We start from the raw sequence: 20,880 nt of genomic DNA on the forward strand, positions 1-20,880 counted from the left end.
GGAGAGAAAATGGAACCAACATTATTAGAAAAGAAAATAGTAAAAAGCGTATCAGCTAAAAAAGAATCTAAGCTTGTACCAGGCATATTAATTACGATTACAGTTTTATTTTTATCTCTCTTTCTATTACTGCCACTCATAACTATTTTTCTAAAAGCCTTTGAAAGAGGGATGGATGTATACATTGCCGCTATTACAGATCAAGAAGCATTTTCAGCAATTAGATTAACGCTTCTCGTTGCGTTAATCGTTGTGCCGCTTAATACGATATTTGGGGTAGCGGCCGCATGGCTTATTACAAAGTTTCAGTTTAAAGGAAAACAAGTATTACTCTCTCTTATTGAACTGCCGTTTGCTGTGTCACCAGTTATCGCAGGATTAGTATTCGTTTTACTTTTCACACCGAGGGGTGCTCTTGGCGAATGGTTACTTGAACATGGAGTGAAACTCATTTTCTCTGTACCAGGCATTATTATCGCAACAATCTTTGTAACCTTCCCGTTCGTTGCACGTGAATTAATTCCCATTATGCAGGCGCAAGGGAAAAGTGAAGAAGAGGCAGCTTTATCACTTGGCGCAAGTGGCTGGAAAATGTTTTGGCGCGTTACGCTTCCAAATATAAAATGGGGTCTTTTGTACGGCATGATTCTATGTAATGCCCGTGCTATCGGTGAGTTTGGAGCCGTTTCTGTCGTATCAGGTCACGTGCGCGGTATTACGAATACGATGCCGCTCCATATTGAAATTTTGTACAATGAATATCAATTTTCAGCAGCATTTGCAGTAGCGACGTTAATGTCATTAATTGCAGTGTTTACACTCGTTATAAAAAACTGGATTGAATGGCGAATGGAAAAACGACAATAAGAGGGGGATTACGGTGAGTATTCAAATTCAAGGTGTATCAAAGCAATATGGTACATTTCAAGCACTAACAGACATTCATTTGGATATTCCAAAAGGTGAACTTGTTGCCTTATTAGGCCCGTCAGGTTCTGGGAAAACGACGTTATTACGCATTATTGCAGGATTAGAAGAAGCGGATGGAGGCTCTGTTTCATTTGATGGGGAAGATCTAACAGACATTCACGTGAAAAACAGGCAAGTCGGTTTCGTCTTTCAGCACTATGCGCTCTTTAAACATATGAATGTATTTGAGAATGTCGCCTTCGGTTTAAAAGTAAGAAAGAAAAGCTTAAGACCGTCAGCAGAAGCGATAGAAGAAAAGGTAACAGAATTATTAAAGCTCGTAAAAATGGATGGCTTTGCTAAACGTTATCCAGCGCAATTATCTGGTGGACAACGTCAACGTATTGCACTAGCCCGGGCACTTGCAGTCGAACCGAAAATTTTATTACTTGATGAACCGTTCGGTGCACTCGATGCAAAGGTGAGAAAAGAATTACGAAGATGGCTCCGAAAATTACATGACGAATTTCAAATTACGAGCGTATTCGTAACGCATGATCAAGAAGAAGCGTTAGACGTTGCAGACCGCATCGTTGTAATGAATGAAGGTTGCATTGAACAAATGGGAACACCGGAAGAAGTATATGAAAACCCAGCAAGTCCGTTTGTATATGACTTTTTAGGAAATGTAAATTTATTTCACGGGCGCGTTCATAAAGGAAAGCTAAATGTAGGGTCGGTCGAACTAGAAGCACCAGAGCATAAGCACGTTTCCAACGTAGACGGAATAGCCTACGTAAGGCCGCATGACTTATCAATCTCTCGTACGAAACAAAGCATAGATGCAATCCCGGCAAAAGTATCTTATTCTCACGCAGTCGGAAATATCGTATATGTAGAATTAAAACGAGACGGAACAGATGAATATTTAGAAGCAGAAATTACGAAAGAACAGTTCAAGCAGCTGAACATTCAAGCGGGTGATTTCGTATACGTACAGCCGAAAGAAGTGAAAGTGTTTATTCCGGAGGATTTTGTAATTTAAGAGTGTTCACTCTTAAATTACAAAATCTATTAATAAGAAAAGGTCTCCTAAAAGATATTTTAGGAGACCTTTTCTTTGTTTATCGTAATAACTTTTTCTCATATGAAATGTAGTCGGAAGTTTGCATATATAATAGCGGAGCGTGTTCACACAACTATTTGGTACGAGTAGTAATGAAGATATTCTTCCTACGTTCTTACATAAAATTTTTAATTTTGGATATTTGTATCATATGTTTCTGCGACAAACACAAAGTCTACATGCTCTTTATCAATAAAAATACTTGTTTTAGATGGAAGACCTGTTATGGTAGAAACAATATCAACCTCAACAAGGTCAAATCCTACACGATAAGCATCTTCAATTTCAATTCCACCAGTTAGAAAATGCAATCCATCCCCAAATGACTTAAATACAAATACATTTTCTTTCAAACTTTTATTATCCATTTCAATCCATTCTTCGTTAATATAAATCTTAAATGTTGTGCACTTTGGAACACACTCGATGTGATGTATCCCTTTATAACTATTAAGTGAAAACATATAGGTATGAGTTTCTTTAAAGTTAATATCTATCCCGTATTTAAAAGCAAAAGTTTTATATACCATCTCATAAAACAATGGCATTACAATATCATCCCATGCGTCATAGGCAAAAGCATGAATTGGTATTAGATGAGGATATAAACTTACAATCGCTTTTTGAAAATTAAGTAAGATGGTTGTATCTGTAATTTCTTTTAAAGAATCATCTATTTCATGATCATAATCTTTCGAAATTCTGTTATCAATCATATGACAAACTCCTTACATAGTCTTCTATATACTACGTTTTTCCGCATCATCAGTTTGTTCCTTCTTCAACTAAATTGCAAGTTTAACCGATGATTCCAAAAAGGCCCTTGTCTTATTTTATCAATCGTTAAATCGGATTGGGATACTACAAGCATAAATGAGAAAAGAAATCGTCTTTTCTTTTTTATGATAGATGTATTTATTTTTAAACTGTATTTACTTTACTCTTTATTTTATTTAGATTTGGATATGTAACATTATTGTGTTAAAAAATATTTCAGCGAGGTGAGTTTATGAAAGAAAAGAAATGGTATAGGAGTATCATCTAAGGCCATTTTAAATGCCGTTAAAACTGGCGAAAAAGTTATACAAAGTGGTGGTAGAGCTAAATCTACTAGTAAACAGGCTGTAGTAGTTTTAAATAAAAAAGGTAAAGTAATTACAACTTTTGCTAAGGGTTCAAAATAAACTGGGAAAGGAGAAGATAAGGTTGTTTAAATTAAATAAAGAGATGCAGATTTTATTGAAACAGACATTAGAATCACAAAATAAACATTTACTATGGTTAAATGTTTATGAAGACTTAAGTATGATAGAAACTGAAAAAATAAATAAATTGAGAGATATTATAGTACATGAATTAATGGAGAAAGGTTTTGATGAACGAGACAATATAAACGATTTGGGAAGAGCATTAGAAGAGCTAATTGATATCTTAGGAAATTTAATACCTTAGAAAATGTTAAGCTGTATGGCAACGTTTTTAGCAGATGGAAAGTTCCGTTAATTACAGAATGAAAGATTATATAATTTTTAACAATGCGCTTAATACGAGCGTAGCTATGATTAGAGAGTTTTGCATGTGTAGAATAACTCCAAAAATATAAGGATATATTCTGAGGGCGTATGATTATATAGTATATTTATTGATTCGAATCTTTAAAAGGAGAGGAAACATGGAGAAAATAATAGGGATTATTCTGATTATAGGTGGTATGATTCCATTAATTTATGCAATGATACAAATCTACCGGCAATGGAAAGAAAAAGGACCTTCTTTTGCCCTTAAATCAATAATTTTCCTAGCCGTAAGCATTTTGCTAGATACTGCAACAACTATTATATTGTGTATAGTAACAGTATTCATTGGTATTTGTTTAATTATCTACACATAATAAGTTCAAGAAGGCTAACTTATCGATTGTTACTAATTGGAGGGATTGAATGAACTTCATTTTACATGGATCTAAACATACAGTTTTGGCTTCCGTTTTTGACTCATTTCAAGGTAGGGAAAAAGAGTTTAATTGGCTTATAACAGACATGGAGATTGTCGCACAGCAGGAAGAGAAACTTATCCGAGATTATCCTAAAATGTCGCATCCAATAGTTTGGATAGCAGGTGAAGATCTTTCAAATCTCGTAAAGAAATATAATCCTCAATTTATTTGGGGTGTACTATCTGCGTTTGATAAATCTATAAACATTGATATTAATAATTTGCTTGTAGAGCCCTATGCAAATGGAAACGAAGGGCTCTGGGTACCAAGTCCAAATATTCAGCACCCTCAAGCAAAAATTGAAATTGTTTGTTGGGATTCCAGTTTAATGTTGTTATTAAGTAACGATATAAATATTGATGATAAATTTAGAAATTACTTTAAAGAAGCTAGGGATTTAAATGCCTATAATTCGGAATTTTGATTTAAATGGAGACAACATTAATCCGTTATACGAAACAGATATGGAAAAGGGAACGGTATGCGTACTCTACAAGTAGCGTATTATAAGGTGAAAAGCGGATTCTCTGTGAGGAGAATTAGATTATTATTGATTTATAAAAACAAATAGGAATAGATAAACTTAATATTATTAAATGAGAATAGTAGGATGGAATAGGGATAAATATAACTTTGAGAGAAAAGAAGGTGTATTATGGAGTTTACATTCGAAAAGGTTCAACGTATTGAAGATGCAAATATATACCGTGTTAGTAATATAACTGATATTTATGAAACAGATTTATTTGATGATTATAATCGTAATGTTGATAATTTAAGTTTACTTGTTCAAGAGAGGATTAATCAGTTTATTGTACATGTAGATAAATCTGAGGAAAAAAATGTGAAAGAAGAAATAGAGTCTAAAAACATTTCCTACACAGTTTTTGATTCGGGAAGAAGGAACATTTTCTTTGTTTTTGATTCTATACCAAGGACAGAAGTATCATATATAATCAAGTATTTTTATGGTGTAAGTATAGAAAATACTTTTGCTATTATCAGTTTAGGAAATAGCGTTGGTATTAAACTAGAGGAAATAAATCAAAGTAAATTGATGAAGTGTTTAATGGGAGAATGTGTTGTACCACAAATCGAATTAGTTCCATCATCGGCGTGTGCATTTATTCAATATGATGGTGCGCTTTTAACAATTGCTAGTAATAATTTCGATATTTGTGCAACATGAAAATAATAAGAGGTAATTAAATGATTTTTTTAGCGCAAGGAGATACTGGAGATATCCAAAGTTAATTAATAGATATATGTCGCACCACTTATATTTTTCAGAAAAGGTAACTTTAAGAATATAGGAGGATAAAAGATACATGGATAAAGAATATGAAGAACTCATAGTTAGGAGTTTTTTCAAAAAAAATTCAGGATAGAATTATTTTTGAACTAACTTCACCTAAAAAAAGAGTGAAGGCATTAGGGCGTTTGGCGCATAACCATGACACTATCTTAAATTCTATGTATTTTGAATCTATCCCAAAAAATATGGAGCAAAGGATTCTTGTTACGTAATGTCCCTTATTAGTGAAATTGATGGGAGTTTTATGGGATTAGAATGTGCAATAGAAAAAGTTATTTGGTGTGGTTTACCTTGTTTAATTTCATGCATACCGAGTAAATTATTATATTTTCAAGCTGAGCAGGGGAGCGGCCCGCCTGAAAGATATATTCTACGTAAAATTTAAAAGTATATTCCTATAAAAAGATATATAAGGTAGGAGAAAGAGTGGCACCATCAATCCATTATATGAAACAGATAGAAAGCGTCCCCCGCTAAATAAAAGTGAGGGTGTTGCAAAACTCATAAATATCCAAAAATGAATGCATAAAGAAACCCGTTTTCCTGGAAGAATGATAGTATCCTAAAACTATCTCCAGAAAGGACGGATTTACTAGTATGATAACCAATTTTGATCAAAATCAATCCATTTTACAAATTTTATTTGCCTACGTAGACAGTTTAACCATTGGAGGCGTTCCGCCTATGACAGGCCGCCCACCCATCTGTAGAAAAGCTTTACTCAAATGTTTTTTTATAAAAACGGTATTCCAGATCAATTCATTACGTAAGTTAACTCGTTTTTTACATCAATATCCTTCATTTCGTGTATCTTGTGGCCTTTCGCTTGTTCCTCATATATCTACTTNATGAGGAACAAGCGAAAGGCCACAAGATACACGAAATGAAGGATATTGATGTAAAAAACGAGTTAACTTACGTAATGAATTGATCTGGAATACCGTTTTTATAAAAAAACATTTGAGTAAAGCTTTTCTACAGATGGGTGGGCGGCCTGTCATAGGCGGAACGCCTCCAATGGTTAAACTGTCTACGTAGGCAAATAAAATTTGTAAAATGGATTGATTTTGATCAAAATTGGTTATCATACTAGTAAATCCGTCCTTTCTGGAGATAGTTTTAGGATACTATCATTCTTCCAGGAAAACGGGTTTCTTTATGCATTCATTTTTGGATATTTATGAGTTTTGCAACACCCTCTAGTTTGATAAGTGTTGATGGCTTTATAGAAATTCAAATTATTTTCAACTTAGAACAATATATTTCTTTGACCAATCACCAAAAGAATCAAATGCTTCTCAATATAATACAGAGAGCTACTAAAAGTGTCGGAGATATCTTTGAGTGGGAATATCAACCATTCCAAGAAGCTTATAATAAAGTAATTGAAAAAAATTATGAAAATAATTATGTATGGAAAAAGAAAGTAAGTCCTGGAAGGAAATATATAGCGGAGGTATTTTGCATGCATGGGATTAATGAATATCTTATTTATATGATTGTAAAAGATTACCGTGATAAGAATGAGTTAAAGAGGGAACTACTGCACAGAGTTAGTCCACATGAGTTTATGTTCGCGCCATATTTAGGAGATTTAAAATGGCTCTCTAATGATAGTGTTGCATTAATTGGGGAGAATCCTCGTAGACAATGGGCTGTAAATGTATAAATAAAAAGAAGGTGTCCATATGATTAAACTGATTAAGCAAGAAAAGGATAAACTGTTGTACTGGGAAGTATGGGAAGAAGATAAGAAAACTTTAATTGTACATTGTGGCTGTGTTGGTGATACAGGTGAAATGTATGAAATAGAACTGTATCCATTTCAACGTGTTGAAAAAGAAATGAAAGAGTTAGCGGATGAACAGTTGGCGGATGGCTATAAGGTACTCGATGAGGAAGAGCTAATAGAATTTGTTTTGCAATATGATTACACAGAAAATCAGTTGGAAGAAGTATTGGAAAAACGAAACCAAGTTCAAGAGATAATGGATGAAGCGTTAGGGTGGTCTGGAAATGGCCATTGTGATGGTGGAGATATTGGTAGCGGGACGATTAACATATTTAACTTTGTAATTGACGTTGATAAAGCGTTGAAAACAATTCTAAATGAATTAGAAAATCAGCAGTTGTTAGATGGTGTGAAGATTGCTTATGTGAACGATGAGGAAGATTATGTGCAGGTTTATCCTAGTGAAGGTGAATTTAATTTACTATAAATCTACTGAGTAGAGGTGCCGAATGTATGTATCAGGAGTAGGTATTTTTGAAGATAATCTATCTGAAGATATAAAGTTTGATTTCCAAGATTTGATTAGTGAAGGCTATAGCTCAGAAGAAGCTAATGAGATGATGGTGAATACATATATTTCATCTTTACGAAAACATGAGGAAAATATTTTTTGGCTAGCGTTGGCTGCAATTCAATGGGAACTAGGAAGATTGAATCCTCAAGTTAAGGAAAAAGCCATTTGTATTATTGAAAGTAAATCAGATTTAAAACGATGGTGGAGAGAACCAGAATTAAAGAAGAAAAGAGAGCTTGTTTTGGAGAAATTAAAAAAAAATTTAGTTTCACCTTTGCCAGAACCGAAAAAGGTAAAAAGAAGAGTGGTTCTAAAAACTGAGCTTGAAATTGGAGATGTCATTACGTATCGGTTATTAAGCGGGCAGTACATTATACTAAAAGTCGTGGGTGTGAATGAGTATGCTGGAAATGCATATCCAATATTGATGTTATGTGACTGGATTGGACGAGATATTCCTGATAAAGATGAAATTCTCACGATGGAAATGAAAGAAGGATTAAATCAATATTTTCAAAAAGGATTTCAGTACATAGAAGTGTTTCCATTAAAGAAAAAGAGTTATCCAAAAGAACGTATTCGCCTTGTATATAAAAATATAGAGGTACCGTCAAGGGATGCATATCCAATTATGTCTATGGCATGGGATGAGTTTGATGATGATATTGAAGAATATTATGAATTAAAATAAAAAAAGATAAAACATGAAATATAAAATGCACCCAAAGTATTGAGTGCATTTTTTTACAATCTTTATATATTTTGCTGCATTAATTCCAAAATGTGCATCACAATATAACATGTGAAATTTTAAAATACCAGTTAATACCCGATTGATTTAACTAATAAAATAATGAGTGGAGGATGAAGCCCCTCACTCATTAAAGTTTCACTTTATTTTTTCTCTACCAATTTCTTATTCTTCCAATCTAGTGTGAACAATTTATTAAATGTTTTTTGATCAACGTCTTTTACGTTGTTTCCAACCCAGTTTGCAGTTCCGAATGTGTAGCCTGGACGAAGTTGGTAATCGTCGGCGTGTTTTGTATAAGCGACTTGTAAGTTAGATTGATCTGTATTTTTTTCAGAGATAACAACAGCAATCATACCAGGAGAGAAACCGCTATTTGTTAATGCTGGAAGTTGATCCATCGGTATTAAATTACCTTTTGCATCAGATTCATATAGGTATGTGCGAGAGTACATGAAAAGTTGGTTTCCATATAAAGAATGATAGGAGTCACGTGTGTAAATACCCCAGTTTTGATTGTTATATCCGTTAAAGAATACGTTCCACTTTACGTTTTTGTTTGTTTGGTCAATTAAATTTGTTTTATAACTAGTTTGTTTATAGCTTACAGAGTCAGACCAAGTGACTTGACCAGTTGCACCAGCTTCACCGCTAGGGCCATTAGGCGTTACAGAAGCTTTAACAGAGCCACCAAGTTGATAAGATACGCTAGATGTTACAGTCGTTTCTTCTACAGCATTTGTAGGTGCTACGTTAAAGAAACGAGCGCTGTTATCTTGAAGGTTAAATGCAACATCATATTGTGAAGGATAACGTAATGTTGCACTAGCGCCAGGGATTGGGTAGTTATCAATAGGTGCATCACTTATAGTAGGATTTGCTTTTAGAAAACTACCAGTTGTATTAATAACGGCAATCTGTTTATCAGCGCTTGGATCATCGATAAAAGTTACCTTTAAAGACATTGTCATATTATCAGCTTGATCATTATTAAATGTATTATAGCTCGTATGTGTTTTTGCATTTTGCCCGATATCTGTTACAACTTGTGACGTCGTTTGAGCGTAAGTAGCAGGTGTTGAAAGAGTTACAGCACTACTAGCAAAAACAGCGGATAATGCTAAACATTTTAAGTATGTTTTAGAACGTTTCATACAATCACTTCCTTTTATCTTTGTCGATATATGTCGTATTACATTTATATCGTAACATGAAAATAAAACGGAATGGATGGTTATGCATAATTGCATAGGTGAGTTTTGAACGATAAAGATAATAGAATTTCATCCAACACTTAAGACTCAAAAATGTCCATTACAGCCGTTCTTAAAAATTTTAAGATAATATGTTTATCAATGTTCTTATTATGAAGATTGAAGCGCTTAATATTTACGTTATAAGTGCATAACAAGTTATAATAAAAGAAATCAATAAGGAGGCTGGCTGTGAAGAATCTTCGTTATCTCAATATATTTACCATATTAATTATATACACACTACTTATGTTTTACATCGGCTGGAACGGATGGGTTTGGCTTCATGCGGTATTTGGCTGGGAATCTTGGGGATATTATGCTTTTATAGTCGCATTTATTTCATATGCGTACATTCTCGTGCAAGTGTTTAAGTTTTTGCCATTTCTACGAACGATCGGTTCAATTTGGTTCGCGGTCATACAATACGCGCTTATGTTGTTGCCATTAGCTAATATTATGGTCTTTCTTTTACAGTTTTCAGTAGAGAAAGAAGCGGCAATTATTTGGACAGGGGCGGCTGTGATAGCTGCATTTATCTTTATCTTTGCGTATGGAGTATTTAATGCGTATAGTCCGGTAGTAAGAAAGTACGAGGTGCACATACCGAAAAAGGTAGAGGGGCGTAAAAGTTTACGCATTGCGATGGCTTCTGATATGCATTTCGGTAAACTGTCTGGCGTTTCGCATTTAAAAAGACTTGTTCGTCATGTAAATGAGATGGAACCTGATATTATTTTACTGCCAGGTGATATTATCGATGATCATCCAGGTGTGTTCATTCAAAAGAATATGGGACCAATCATGAAACAAATGAAAGCACCATTAGGCGTATATGGCGTATTAGGAAACCATGAATACTACGGCAGAGCGGTTCCAGAGTTTTTACAAGAGATGGATAAGATTGATATTCGTATTCTTTTAGATGAAGTAATTACAATTGAAGATGACTTTTATCTCGTTGGAAGAAGAGATAAAACAGAGCGAGATCGTCAAAGCTTTGAACAATTAATGAGTACGGTAGATAAATCGATGCCTGTTATCGCAATGGATCACCAGCCATTTGAGTTGAAACAAGCAGCAGCGGCAGGTGTAGATTTATTATTATCCGGTCATACGCACCGCGGACAAATGGCGCCCAATCATATTGTAACGAGAAGAATGTACGAGCTAGACTGGGGATACGCACAAAAAGGCGCGTTCCACGCAATTGTTTCTTCTGGATTTGGATTTTGGGGACCACCGCTTAGACTTGGAAGTAGGTCGGAGATTGTGCAGGTAGAAGTTACATTTGAATAGGGGTTATGAAATAGAGAGCTGATGGCTCTCTATTTTTTCAATAAAAACAAATAACAATAAATATTTATGTTGGTGCTAATTTCATAAAAGAGATAAGATTATAAGACTCGATTAAAATAAAGGGGGGATTGTAAGTGATCATATCAGATGTACTATACGGAGAATTTGAAGTGGATCAAGTAGTAGAAGAATTAATTTCAAGTAAGTCTATGCAAAGGCTAAAAGGCATTCATCAAAATGGCGCAAGTTACTTAATGAACGAGAAATGGAATGTAACGCGCTTTGATCATTCAGTTGGTGTTATGTTATTAGTTAAAAAACTAGGTGGTTCAGTAAAAGAACAGATTGCTAGTTTACTGCATGACGTATCGCATACTGCTTTTTCCCATGTGATTGATTACGTTTTTAATAATGAAGATGAAAGTTATCATGAAGAGATATTTAGTTCTGTTGTGAAAAACTCAGAAATTCCAGCGATCCTTGCGAAGCATGGTTATAACTATGAAGATATTTTATTAGATGATTCGAAGTGGACATTACTGGAAAGGTCAGCGCCCGAATTATGCGCAGATCGAGTAGATTATACGTTACGAGATATGTATACATACGGATATATTTCTTTAGAAGAGGTTCATAGATTTTTAGAGGATATTATCGCAGTAGAGGGGAAAATGGTTGTTCAAAGTGTCGAAATGGCAGAATGGTTTACAGAAACGTATTACAAAGAAGTAATTGATTTCTTTATGAAACCAATGAATATTTACGGAAACGATATGTTAGCGAAAACGTTAAAGTTATCTCTTCATAAAAAGGTTATTCATGCAGATGATTTTCTTCTTGAAGATGAGGAGCTTATTTCGAAATTGCAGCAATGTAATGACCCCGAAGTAGAAGCTTTATTAAGCAAAGTTCATCCAAATGTAAAGGTAAAAGAAGATAGAAACGATTATGATTTACATCAGAAAAATAAAGTGCGTCTTATTGATCCGCCGTTACTTCGTGAAGGGAAAATCGTTCAGTCATCTGTTGTGTCAGAAAACATAAGACAGATAAGTGATATTGCTTATGAAAAAGCGGTGAGAGGGATGTATGTGAAAGTGATTTCGAATTAAAAAAGAAGTAGCGCATCGTTTTTAGAGCGCTACTTCTTTTTTATTAATTATCAAACCAATTCCAAATCTCAATATCTCCAAGAGTCGCATAACGTACGTGCGGGGAGTTTTGTAATTTTAATAACTCTTTCGATGGGCCAGTAATAACAATTCCGTATACTTTTACACCGTTGTCCTTTACATATTGATAACGTTTATCTAAGTTTAGTTCTTTCTCAGAAAGCGCTGCTATTTTGCTTACCGTTTTTTTATGGATAGAAAGGATGCGCATCATTTCGGTTACTTTGTCTTCTTGCGTTTTCTGCCCGTCAGTTTCATTAGCGAGGAATCTTACATGTTCTGGAAACCCTATAGCTTCTCCGCCATGTAGGATATAGTCATCTACATTTTTTCTTTCTTGTCCTGTATCTAAAGCATACCATAAAGGAGTTGGAGGGAGTTCTTGTGCCTCAAATATGCTATATAAAAGCGGTTCTAATTCTTTTAAAGTGTAAGCTTTATCAAAAGAAATTGCTACTTCTGCAACGGTTCCATCATGTACTTTTGCAAGTGTATCCCATACTTTTTTTGATGAATCCTTTAAATAATCACCCTGCTCTGTTTTTGGATGAACAAAGAAGAGTTTTGGTTGATAGAACGGATTCATCCAAGTTCGCTTCGTAACATCTACAGATGATAAGAAGCTTTTTGTTTCTATTGTACCGAGGGGCATTTCTTTTTTACCGACGGTTCGTACTAAATCAAATTGGCTATTCGTACGGAAAAAAGCTTCTACACTTGTTCCGCCTCCCATAACACGGCTATTTGGGATCGTTGCTTCAAGTGCAAGCGAAGGAACCTCTCTAATTTCTTCTAGCCTTTTATCATTATTAGCTTGAAAATAAAAGGCTGATAATACCCCGCCGATTATATAGATAACGATGCAAATTGATAATATAAAACCAAACGTTTGTAAACGATGTTTCCACTTAATCCTCCAAAAAGGAACTTTAAAATCTTTTGGAGGTAACTTTTTCTTAATTGGTTCTGTTTTTGTTAACAGCTCATCTAAGTAAGCTTCACACGCTTCACACGCTTCACATGACTCAATATGACTTTCTAACAGTTCTTGTTCATCATGCGTGAGCGTTCCATTTTCATACTTCTTCCATAGTTTTTTAAATTCTGTACAACCCATCCGTATCACTCCTTTATGCTTTTCGTGTCTTTCCGTCCCCTGTGTAATTCAATTTTCACTTTCGCTAATGAGAGACCAGTCATTTCTGCTATTTCCTTATAGGAGAATCCATAGTAATCTCGTAGTAGTAGGACATTTCGTCTTTCGAGCGGAAGAGCGTATAAACTGTCTAACCAACTAGCAATCTCATGTTTTACGAAATATTCATGTTCTGTACTTGGCACGTTTGGTAAATGGAATTCTTCCACTGTAGTTGTTTTATACTTTTTTTCTTTTCGATACCAATCGATAAAGGCATTGTAGGCAATTGTAAATAACCACGGCCTAATTTCTTCTCCTTTATAATAGTCAATATGGACGAGCATTCGGTAAAATGTTTCTTGCATGAGATCTTCCGCATAGTGGGAATCTCCGGTTAGGGAGAGAAGATAGCGAAATAAATCTTGCATATGCTCTGAGTAAATTTCTTCTAATGATTGTTTCCGTTTCACTACATTTCCCTCCCTTCATACATAACAACGAAATACATATAAAAAAGTTACAATTTTTTATGGAATTATAGTAAAAAACGTCAAGAATTGGATTGCGTTCTCTTTTATCATAATACATATAAGGCGGGTGAACAGAGATGGAAAGCTATGAAACACAAATTCAAAGGTCAATTGATTATATTGAGGAAGATGTAATGGAAAAACAAACGCTGCGTAATTTAGCGCGGGTTGCAGGTTTTTCTGAGTCTCATTTTCATCGTGTATTTCAGGCGTTAGTAGGTGATACGGTAATGGAGTATGTTCGAAAGAGGAGGTTAGCCCGGGCAGCTTATCAACTTTCTCATACGGATGAAAAAGTTATTGATATCGCGTTTGAACATGGCTTTCAATCTCACGAAACGTTCACGAGAGCCTTTAAAAAATTATTTCAAATGACACCGAGTGAATATCGAAAACAAGAAATCGAAACACCGATGTATTACAGAGTAAATGTAAAGCAAAGAAAATTAAATCCGTATTTAGGAGGCATACAAATGGAATATCGTATTGTAAATAAACCAGAATTTTTAGTGGCGGGTTATGAACTGAAGACGACAAGTAAAGAAGGGAAAAACCATCAAGATATTCCAGCATTTTGGCAAGAATATTTACAAAAAGATCTTGGAACGACGATTCCGAATCGTAAAGATACGAGCCAATGGGTAGAGCTTGGATTATGTACTGATTTTAATTTAGAAACAGGAGACTTCACTTATATTATCGGAATGGAAGTTACAGACTTTGAAAATGTACCAAATGAAATTGCAAAGCGTACTTTCCCGGCAGCAACATATGCAGTATTTACAACGCCGAAAGTTCCTCATGAAGAAATGGTATCGTCTATCCACCAAACTTGGAATGCAGTATTCTCAGAATGGTTTCCGCATTCAGGCTATGAACATTGCGGAGTTACAGAGTTTGAATTATACGATGAGCGTTGCCACGAAGATAAGAGTGAGTTTGCACAAGTAGAGCTTTGGATACCGGTGAAGAAAAAATAATAGGGTAAGAGCGAATCATTGGGAGATGGTTCGCTTTTTTTATAAGTGGATTGTTAAATTTGTATTGTTTTATCTGTAATACATATGAAAATGGTAAAATAAAATAGCAATTAAATATTGCGGGTGGAAGGTTATGCCCTTTCTTCATTTTGTGAAGAAAGGAGGTGTAATCGTATGGAATTTCTTTTGCAAATTTTGTTGGAAATTACAAAAACTATAGCTAGAGAAGGTATAGTTTTTGGATTTAAGAAATTAACGGCAAAAAAAGCGCAAAAAGAAGACCACCCGTCTGCCTGCGAAGCGTGGGAAGTCTTCTAAGCGCAAATAAGCTTTAGTTGCAACCTTCCACCTTGCGGTAATTAGTTGCAGTGACGGGGTGTTGGAAGCACCTCGTCTACTTCATTTTATGCAAAACTTAGTTAGTTTATACTTCTATTTATAGTATAACAGTTTAGAAATGTATTTGTTAATAGTTTTATTTTTACTTTGTATAGTAGGGAAGCAGGTTAGTATTGTCGGTTTTTGTCGGTAAGTCGATATATCTAGAAAATCGCTGATATAATTCGAGTTGCGCTGATATATTCAAAAAATCGCTGATATAATTCGAGTTGCGCCGATATATTCAAAAAATCGCCGATATAATTTCATATACCGCTAAAACACCCCAAAAAAAACGATCTGCATAATTTCAATTACCGCAAAACTCTCCCAGAAAAGAAAAAAAGACGCCACATAGCGTCTTTCCTACGAACGAAACGGAAACACAAGAATAATCGTCGTTCCTTTTCCGAGTGCACTATCAACGGAAATTGTCCCGTTATGAGCATGAACGAGCTGTTTTGTAATGGCTAGGCCAAGTCCAGTTCCGATGTTGCTTTCTTCTGTGTTTGTTCCGCGGTAATATCGTTCAAATAGAAGTTCTTTCGTTTTTTCATCCATTCCTTTTCCGTCATCTGAAATGGAGAGTGTAAAGGAATTAGCGTTTTGTGATAACTTTACGATGACAGTAGTTGTTTCGTTATTATGTTTTACAGCATTTACTAGTAAGTTTTCGATAATACGCTGGAACCATTTTTCTTCAATGAAATATTGAATTTTATTTGAGCTCGGTACGAATTCAATATTTTGATTTTGAAGTGTTGGATTATTAATAAATTGCAATAATACTTTTTGGACGAACTGATTGATTTCAACGTTTACGTGTTGAGCAGGAAGGCTGTTATTTTTTAATTGATACGTTAAGCTTAAATCATCAATTAATGTCGTCATATATTGAGATTTCTCTTTCATAACACTACCAAATTGCTGAATATCACGATCAGTCCAGTTATATTGATTCGATTCGAGTAATAATGCGTAGCCATATATAGAGCTAAGTGGTGTTTTTAAGTCGTGTGTTAGACCGGTAATCCATTCTTCTCGTGTTTGCTGGAGGACTTGCCTCATCGCATCATTTTTTTTGAGTGTAATAGAAAGGTGTTCTAGTGAACTTGTTACATCTCTAAACAAACGGAATGACCATTTTTCTTTACCAGATCGCCGGAACCTGACGGGTTTTCCTTTTTTACTAATAGGTTCTTCATACTTTCCACCAGCGATATTTTTAAGCCAGCGCATCGCATGTAATAACGGTTTCCCGAATTTATTACCGTACCAAATAGAAAGAATGACTAAATAAACAAATACGATAAGAAGGATTAATCCGCATCCGATGAGAAACTTCTTAGTAAATACATCTTCAATTTCGTCATCTGGATAGTAGTGCTCATTTTTTGCAGTTACAACGAGAAGGTTGCCACTATTTGCATCGTAAAAGCTAGACGTGTTTTCTTTATGATTCCACGGTTCTTTTTCATTAAGGGCAATTTGTATTGCTGAAAATGTTTTTTTCTTTCCAGTTGGATAGGAAAAAACCTCTTCGCCATTTTGATTAAATATTTGAAGTGTTGCTTTTTCTTTAGACAGTAACTGTTTTTCATGATCTGTTAATGCGAACGAATCCATCGTTAAAGAGGAATGCTCCTTTTGAATTGCTGTCAGTAACGCATTGCTTTTTAACATACCACCATAAATAACAAGTGCTTTCTTTTCTTCTAATTCAATTTCCCAATATGTAAATTTATAATTGCTTTCGATATGATGTTGTATATATGCGACTAAAGATGTCTTCGTATAAGCATCCGGAACATCATTTGGTGTATTAAAGTGGTAGAGGATCTTTCCGTTTTCATCTACAACTTGGAGCCAATCATTTTTCTCCTTTATTAAATCTTGCACTTCAGATTGTAACGAAATATGCCCATCCTCTGAAGAGATGTATCTTGAAATTGTAAAACTATCAGAATCCGGAATGTTAGGTTCGTATAAAGTACTAGTAAGAAGAAAAATTAAATAAGTAAAAGCAGCAACTACAGCGATAAGTAATGTAACTAAAACAAAAACGTGTTGCATGATAAATTGAATAATAAGTCGTTTATTAAAATTCATATCGTCACCCTACTTTGTAACGAACTTATAACCAAGCCCGCGAACGGTTTTTATATATTCTGGTTTACTTGGATCATGTTCAATTTTTTCACGTAGTTTTCGAATGTGGACCATAACAGTGTTGTCATCGCCATTATAGGCAGGTGCTCCCCAAACTTTTTCGTATATTTCCTCTTTCGAAAATACGTAGTTCGGATTCTCGCAAAAGAAGAGTAGTAGTTGAAAGAGTTGAGCGGAGCATTCGACAATGTGCCCATCTACTGTTAGTTCTGCAGAGTGCTGATCAATTTCAAATCTTCCAAATGAAATCGAGTGTGATTTTTGTTCGTGTGGTACGGTTTGTTTCATATGTCTCCGAAGCTGTGCTTTCATACGTGCTACTACTTCTAATGGATTAAATGGTTTCGTAATATAATCATCTGCACCGTATGAAAATCCGGATATTTTATCTAAATCAGATGCTTTTGCTGATAGGAAGAAAATTGGACAATCTGTTTGTTGGCGAATGATTGGACAAATATCAAAACCAGATTGTCCAGGAAGCATTACATCTAAAATAATTAAATCGTAATTGTTTTGCTTAGTTAGAGATAAAGCCATTTCAGCTGATGTTGCAGTTGTAATATGAGAAAAGCCTTCTTTTTCAAGAATGGTAGTTAGTAATTGTAAAATTGCTGTTTCATCATCAACGAGTAAAATATTTGCTTGGTACATAAACATCCCTCCTAATTTCCTCGAATATCATATCATCATTTTGTAACTTATGGAATTTTTAAGGAAATTTTAAGGTTTTCTTTCGCAAAAAATTAAGAATCAAATGATATGATAAAAGTAACATAGGGGAGGAGATGAGTGTGAACCCGTTTCAAGTGATGCGAGCTAGATATTTTTTAATTGTATTTGCACTATTAATTTTAATAGCGAGAAGTAGTGGCGATTTGCTAACAAGTATATTTCATATACAAAATTCTTCTTTTATAAATATTCTTATATTCTATATCCTTCCGATGGTATGGATTTCTTATGAGTATAGAAAGCACCACATTTCATTTTCATTATTTGTTAATAAAAATGAAACATTTAACTTGGTACAAGTTTTATACATTACGGTTATGTTATGCATGTTTAGTTACGGGTATCTTATTTTGTATATGTATAGTTTTGCATGGATTACACCGGACTTTATTATGAACGCCCTGCATGAACCAATTGTAGATAGTACTGGGGGATATGTATCTCAAGTCATTAGGGTCGTATTCATCGCACCAATTATCGGGGAATTTGTTTTTCGCGGATTTTTACTTCAACGTTTTGCAACAAAATGGGGAACGAGCATAGCGACCATCGTTGTAGCAATATTGTTTGCGTTGTTACATGTTGATTTCCTCGGTGCAGCCATATTCAGCATCGTATTGTCAATCGTATATATTCGTACGAAAAGTTTACTCATGCCAATTGCAATACATATGTTAAACAATGCATTTGTAATAGGTGCGTCTTTTCTAATAAGTAGAGGGTGTTGCAAAACTCATAAATATCCAAAAATGAATGCATAAAAAAATCCGTTTTCCTGGAAAAATGATAGTAACCGAAACTATCTCCAGAAAGGACGGATTTACTAGTATGATAACCAAATTTGATGAAAATCAATCCATTTTACAGATTTTATTTGCATACGTAGACAGTTTAACTATTGAAGGCGTTCCGCCTGTGACAGGTCGCCCACCAATCTGTAGAAAAGCCTTACTGAAATGCTTTTTCTTGAAAACTGTATTTCAAATTGACTCTTTACGCAAATTAACACGTTTTTTGCATCAATATCCTTCATTTCGTGTATCTTGTGGTTTATATTTCGTTCCTCACGTTTCTACTTTTTCACGTGTAGGTACTTGGTTTCGTGAAAAGGGTATTCCAGTCATTCATGAAAAGGTTCTTCAGGAACTAAATTTAGAGCTGATTCCTTGTGTGTTAATCGATAGTACTGCCTTACGAAGTAGTTTATATGATTCACAAGCGAAATGGGGAAAATCTACCCGCTATGGTTGGTATAAAGGATATAAGGCTCATGTTTGTTCAACACCAGAAGGTGTTGTGCTGTCTTACGCGTTTACAACAGCGAACGTCCATGATAGCAAAATGGCTCCTGTATTGCTTCAGGATATAAAAGATCAAAATGTGTTATTTTCCGTTGCAGATGCTGCTTACGATAGTCAACGTATTTATGAAATTGCACGAACATGTAACATCTTTGCCATGAATCCAATCAATCCTAGGAATGGTGAACAAAATAAGAGTACACATCGTCGTGTATTATCTCATTTTATACAAACTATCTTTGGTAAACAATTGATGAAAGAACGTAGGAAAATTGAACAACAGTTTAGTAAACTCAAAGATAAAGGGTTGGAACAGCCACGTTGGTATGGTCAAAATCGCTATCTATTGCATGTTCAGCTAGTTTTTCTGATTCATAACATTGCATGTTTATTTTAGTTTTGCAACACCCTCAAGTAGAGAAAAAATTATGAGTTTTGCCGATTTCTCAAATTATACGACATTCTTTCCTGGACTTATTATTTTTATAACAGGATTAAACTTAGTACTTATCTTTTTATTTGTTAATCGCAAATATTGGAGTAAAGAAGTGCCGGTTATATATGCAGAGCAGGAAAAGAGCTTTTCAGATGTAGTCGGGAGTAAATAAGATGAAGAAGACGGTTGAAAAAATATTAAAAGACATTATAGATTCTACGTCTATTACAGATATGTGTGATAAAAGCGTTTGTCATTGGCTTCAACCTGTAGTAGATACGATTGTGTTTTCAGAGTATTACTTATTTTCTAGTACTCATTTAAAAGAAAATATTATTTCTCTTCTTATTGTGTTCGGGGTTTTACTAATATTTGGTCTAATTGTAGAAGAAATGATGAAGCGCATCTTCAGAAAGAATGAAGAGAAGTATATGTGGATTCATAAAGTATTCGAGAAAGTAATGGTGGCTTTCCTTTTGTTTTATGGTATAAAAACAATCATTTACTTTATAGCTTTGAAACATCATTAATTCGAAATTTGAAAGGGATGTATAAAATTATATGAATGAAACGATATCATCAAATAAGTTTTTTTATTTGATTTTACTTAGTCTAGTGTTAATAACGACAGTGAATGTTATTTTGCGCTGGGAGGAAGCTTATTTTTTCATGTATTTAGCGCTCCATTTGCTAGGGATTTTATGTATAAGTGGTGGAGTGGTTACTGAAAAAAAGAATGAAGAAAGCGTTAACTATATGTGTGTGATCGGTCTTGTTTTACTTTTAGCTGTACAAGGTATTATGAAATATAGTTCTTTCTCTTTACAAGATTTTAGTTTATTAATAGATGTACTTCCTTAAAGAGGCTTTTTATTTTATCTAAAAAGCAAGTAGGGTACGTGTTGGTTTGTAAGTGTGATCCTTATTACGGATTGTGAACCGAAGAAAGTGTTTAAAGATAGGTAAAACTCTTCTTATGTAGAAGAGTTTTTTTATGTAAATAAAAAGATCCAGAGCAATTCACATAATAAGCTTGTTCTAATTTAGCGTGTACGAACTTACAATAATAATAGACAGGCAGCATAG

General features: G+C 34.4%; 22 protein-coding genes and 5 pseudogenes. 19 read left to right on the forward strand and 8 right to left on the reverse strand.

The genetic code is table 11. The features are described 5' to 3' along the window. Positions 1 to 9 precede the first annotated feature (9 nt). Both cysW and V6946_RS05625 read left to right on the forward strand, forming a co-directional pair. Complete coding sequence (gene cysW, locus V6946_RS05620; RefSeq protein ID WP_000433826.1) at positions 10 to 867, forward strand: sulfate ABC transporter permease subunit CysW; 858 nt, start codon at positions 10 to 12, stop codon at positions 865 to 867. A 13-nt stretch (positions 868 to 880) separates the two neighbouring features. After that, positions 881 to 1,954, forward strand: coding sequence for a sulfate/molybdate ABC transporter ATP-binding protein (locus tag V6946_RS05625; protein WP_000027102.1), 1,074 nt, complete (start codon positions 881 to 883; stop codon positions 1,952 to 1,954). 209 nt (positions 1,955 to 2,163) lie between these two features. Here the strand turns inward: V6946_RS05625 and V6946_RS05630 are convergent, their stop codons facing one another. Then, on the reverse strand, positions 2,164 to 2,751 hold the full coding sequence (locus V6946_RS05630) for a hypothetical protein (RefSeq protein ID WP_000566764.1): 588 nt from the start codon (positions 2,749 to 2,751) through the stop codon (positions 2,164 to 2,166). A gap of 490 nt (positions 2,752 to 3,241) precedes the next feature. Here V6946_RS05630 and V6946_RS05635 point away from each other — a divergent pair, with 490 nt between their 5' ends. The 5 genes and pseudogenes from V6946_RS05635 to V6946_RS05655 all read left to right on the forward strand — a co-directional run. Next, positions 3,242 to 3,487: a hypothetical protein gene (locus V6946_RS05635; RefSeq protein ID WP_000475565.1), complete on the forward strand. Its 246-nt coding sequence runs from the start codon at positions 3,242 to 3,244 to the stop codon at positions 3,485 to 3,487. 220 nt (positions 3,488 to 3,707) lie between these two features. Next, the gene (locus tag V6946_RS05640; protein WP_000411162.1) at positions 3,708 to 3,926 is read left to right on the forward strand and encodes a hypothetical protein; all 219 of its coding nucleotides are present in this window, start codon (positions 3,708 to 3,710) and stop codon (positions 3,924 to 3,926) included. A 49-nt stretch (positions 3,927 to 3,975) separates the two neighbouring features. Further along, the gene (locus tag V6946_RS05645; RefSeq protein ID WP_001009368.1) at positions 3,976 to 4,455 is read left to right on the forward strand and encodes a hypothetical protein; all 480 of its coding nucleotides are present in this window, start codon (positions 3,976 to 3,978) and stop codon (positions 4,453 to 4,455) included. A 231-nt stretch (positions 4,456 to 4,686) separates the two neighbouring features. Next, positions 4,687 to 5,220, forward strand: coding sequence for a hypothetical protein (locus V6946_RS05650; protein ID WP_006916074.1), 534 nt, complete (start codon positions 4,687 to 4,689; stop codon positions 5,218 to 5,220). 723 nt (positions 5,221 to 5,943) lie between these two features. Continuing rightward, positions 5,944 to 6,192 (forward strand): annotated as a pseudogene (locus V6946_RS05655) (transposase); the annotation flags it as partial. 2 nt (positions 6,193 to 6,194) lie between these two features. On the opposite strand, the pseudogene V6946_RS05660 reads toward V6946_RS05655, so the two are convergent. Continuing rightward, positions 6,195 to 6,434: pseudogene (locus tag V6946_RS05660) on the reverse strand (ISNCY family transposase); the annotation flags it as partial. Positions 6,435 to 6,811: 377 nt separating this feature from the next. On the opposite strand from V6946_RS05660, the gene V6946_RS05665 reads away from it, so the two are divergent. Genes V6946_RS05665 through V6946_RS05675 form a run of 3 tightly spaced genes read left to right on the forward strand, consistent with a single transcriptional unit; the run spans position 6,812 to position 8,343 of the window. Next, complete coding sequence (locus V6946_RS05665; RefSeq protein WP_366982315.1) at positions 6,812 to 7,015, forward strand: hypothetical protein; 204 nt, start codon at positions 6,812 to 6,814, stop codon at positions 7,013 to 7,015. Positions 7,016 to 7,034: 19 nt separating this feature from the next. Then, the gene (locus V6946_RS05670; RefSeq protein ID WP_006916087.1) at positions 7,035 to 7,565 is read left to right on the forward strand and encodes a hypothetical protein; all 531 of its coding nucleotides are present in this window, start codon (positions 7,035 to 7,037) and stop codon (positions 7,563 to 7,565) included. A gap of 22 nt (positions 7,566 to 7,587) precedes the next feature. Then, on the forward strand, positions 7,588 to 8,343 hold the full coding sequence (locus tag V6946_RS05675; protein ID WP_006916088.1) for a hypothetical protein: 756 nt from the start codon (positions 7,588 to 7,590) through the stop codon (positions 8,341 to 8,343). A gap of 203 nt (positions 8,344 to 8,546) precedes the next feature. Here V6946_RS05675 and cytK2 read toward each other — a convergent pair whose 3' ends face one another. Then, positions 8,547 to 9,557 (reverse strand): beta-channel forming cytolysin CytK2, encoded by a 1,011-nt coding sequence (gene cytK2, locus V6946_RS05680; protein ID WP_000830633.1) that lies wholly within the window; start codon positions 9,555 to 9,557, stop codon positions 8,547 to 8,549. Between the two features lie 143 nt (positions 9,558 to 9,700). After that, a pseudogene (locus V6946_RS05685) lies at positions 9,701 to 9,814 on the reverse strand (TetR family transcriptional regulator); the annotation flags it as partial. A 34-nt stretch (positions 9,815 to 9,848) separates the two neighbouring features. Between V6946_RS05685 and V6946_RS05690 the strand changes: the two are divergent. Further along, complete coding sequence (locus V6946_RS05690; RefSeq protein WP_000793735.1) at positions 9,849 to 10,955, forward strand: metallophosphoesterase; 1,107 nt, start codon at positions 9,849 to 9,851, stop codon at positions 10,953 to 10,955. 134 nt (positions 10,956 to 11,089) lie between these two features. After that, positions 11,090 to 12,067 (forward strand): HD domain-containing protein, encoded by a 978-nt coding sequence (locus V6946_RS05695; RefSeq protein WP_006916090.1) that lies wholly within the window; start codon positions 11,090 to 11,092, stop codon positions 12,065 to 12,067. A gap of 43 nt (positions 12,068 to 12,110) precedes the next feature. On the opposite strand, the gene V6946_RS05700 is transcribed toward V6946_RS05695, so the two are convergent. Further along, positions 12,111 to 13,244 carry an anti-sigma factor gene (locus V6946_RS05700; RefSeq protein ID WP_366982314.1) on the reverse strand — a complete coding sequence of 378 codons (1,134 nt, stop codon included), beginning with the start codon at positions 13,242 to 13,244 and terminating at the stop codon, positions 12,111 to 12,113. A gap of 5 nt (positions 13,245 to 13,249) precedes the next feature. Next, complete coding sequence (locus V6946_RS05705) at positions 13,250 to 13,735, reverse strand: RNA polymerase sigma factor (RefSeq protein WP_000824008.1); 486 nt, start codon at positions 13,733 to 13,735, stop codon at positions 13,250 to 13,252. A 137-nt stretch (positions 13,736 to 13,872) separates the two neighbouring features. Here V6946_RS05705 and V6946_RS05710 point away from each other — a divergent pair, with 137 nt between their 5' ends. Both V6946_RS05710 and V6946_RS05715 read left to right on the forward strand, forming a co-directional pair. After that, positions 13,873 to 14,775: an AraC family transcriptional regulator gene (locus V6946_RS05710; RefSeq protein WP_000446855.1), complete on the forward strand. Its 903-nt coding sequence runs from the start codon at positions 13,873 to 13,875 to the stop codon at positions 14,773 to 14,775. A gap of 174 nt (positions 14,776 to 14,949) precedes the next feature. Next, positions 14,950 to 15,093 carry a hypothetical protein gene (locus tag V6946_RS05715; protein ID WP_006916098.1) on the forward strand — a complete coding sequence of 48 codons (144 nt, stop codon included), beginning with the start codon at positions 14,950 to 14,952 and terminating at the stop codon, positions 15,091 to 15,093. Between the two features lie 426 nt (positions 15,094 to 15,519). On the opposite strand, the gene V6946_RS05720 is transcribed toward V6946_RS05715, so the two are convergent. Together V6946_RS05720 and V6946_RS05725 are read right to left on the reverse strand one after the other, a co-directional pair. Then, positions 15,520 to 17,262: a sensor histidine kinase KdpD gene (locus V6946_RS05720; protein WP_006916100.1), complete on the reverse strand. Its 1,743-nt coding sequence runs from the start codon at positions 17,260 to 17,262 to the stop codon at positions 15,520 to 15,522. A 9-nt stretch (positions 17,263 to 17,271) separates the two neighbouring features. Continuing rightward, positions 17,272 to 17,976 carry a response regulator transcription factor gene (locus V6946_RS05725; protein ID WP_000283871.1) on the reverse strand — a complete coding sequence of 235 codons (705 nt, stop codon included), beginning with the start codon at positions 17,974 to 17,976 and terminating at the stop codon, positions 17,272 to 17,274. A gap of 140 nt (positions 17,977 to 18,116) precedes the next feature. On the opposite strand from V6946_RS05725, the pseudogene V6946_RS05730 reads away from it, so the two are divergent. The 5 genes and pseudogenes from V6946_RS05730 to V6946_RS05750 form a co-directional block, all read left to right on the forward strand. After that, positions 18,117 to 18,776 (forward strand): annotated as a pseudogene (locus V6946_RS05730) (lysostaphin resistance A-like protein); the annotation flags it as partial. A 109-nt stretch (positions 18,777 to 18,885) separates the two neighbouring features. Then, complete coding sequence (locus tag V6946_RS05735) at positions 18,886 to 19,755, forward strand: transposase (RefSeq protein WP_325783837.1); 870 nt, start codon at positions 18,886 to 18,888, stop codon at positions 19,753 to 19,755. Between the two features lie 16 nt (positions 19,756 to 19,771). Next, positions 19,772 to 19,966: pseudogene (locus V6946_RS05740) on the forward strand (CPBP family intramembrane glutamate endopeptidase); the annotation flags it as partial. Position 19,967: 1 nt separating this feature from the next. Further along, the gene (locus V6946_RS05745) at positions 19,968 to 20,324 is read left to right on the forward strand and encodes a hypothetical protein (protein WP_366982303.1); all 357 of its coding nucleotides are present in this window, start codon (positions 19,968 to 19,970) and stop codon (positions 20,322 to 20,324) included. A 31-nt stretch (positions 20,325 to 20,355) separates the two neighbouring features. Further along, positions 20,356 to 20,655 carry a DUF2101 family protein gene (locus V6946_RS05750; protein ID WP_001006050.1) on the forward strand — a complete coding sequence of 100 codons (300 nt, stop codon included), beginning with the start codon at positions 20,356 to 20,358 and terminating at the stop codon, positions 20,653 to 20,655. Positions 20,656 to 20,880: the final 225 nt, after the last annotated feature.

It is taken from the genome of Bacillus sp. PPSBB_2 (assembly GCF_045291115.1).
GTDB classification, from domain to species: domain Bacteria; phylum Bacillota; class Bacilli; order Bacillales; family Bacillaceae_G; genus Bacillus_A; species Bacillus_A cereus.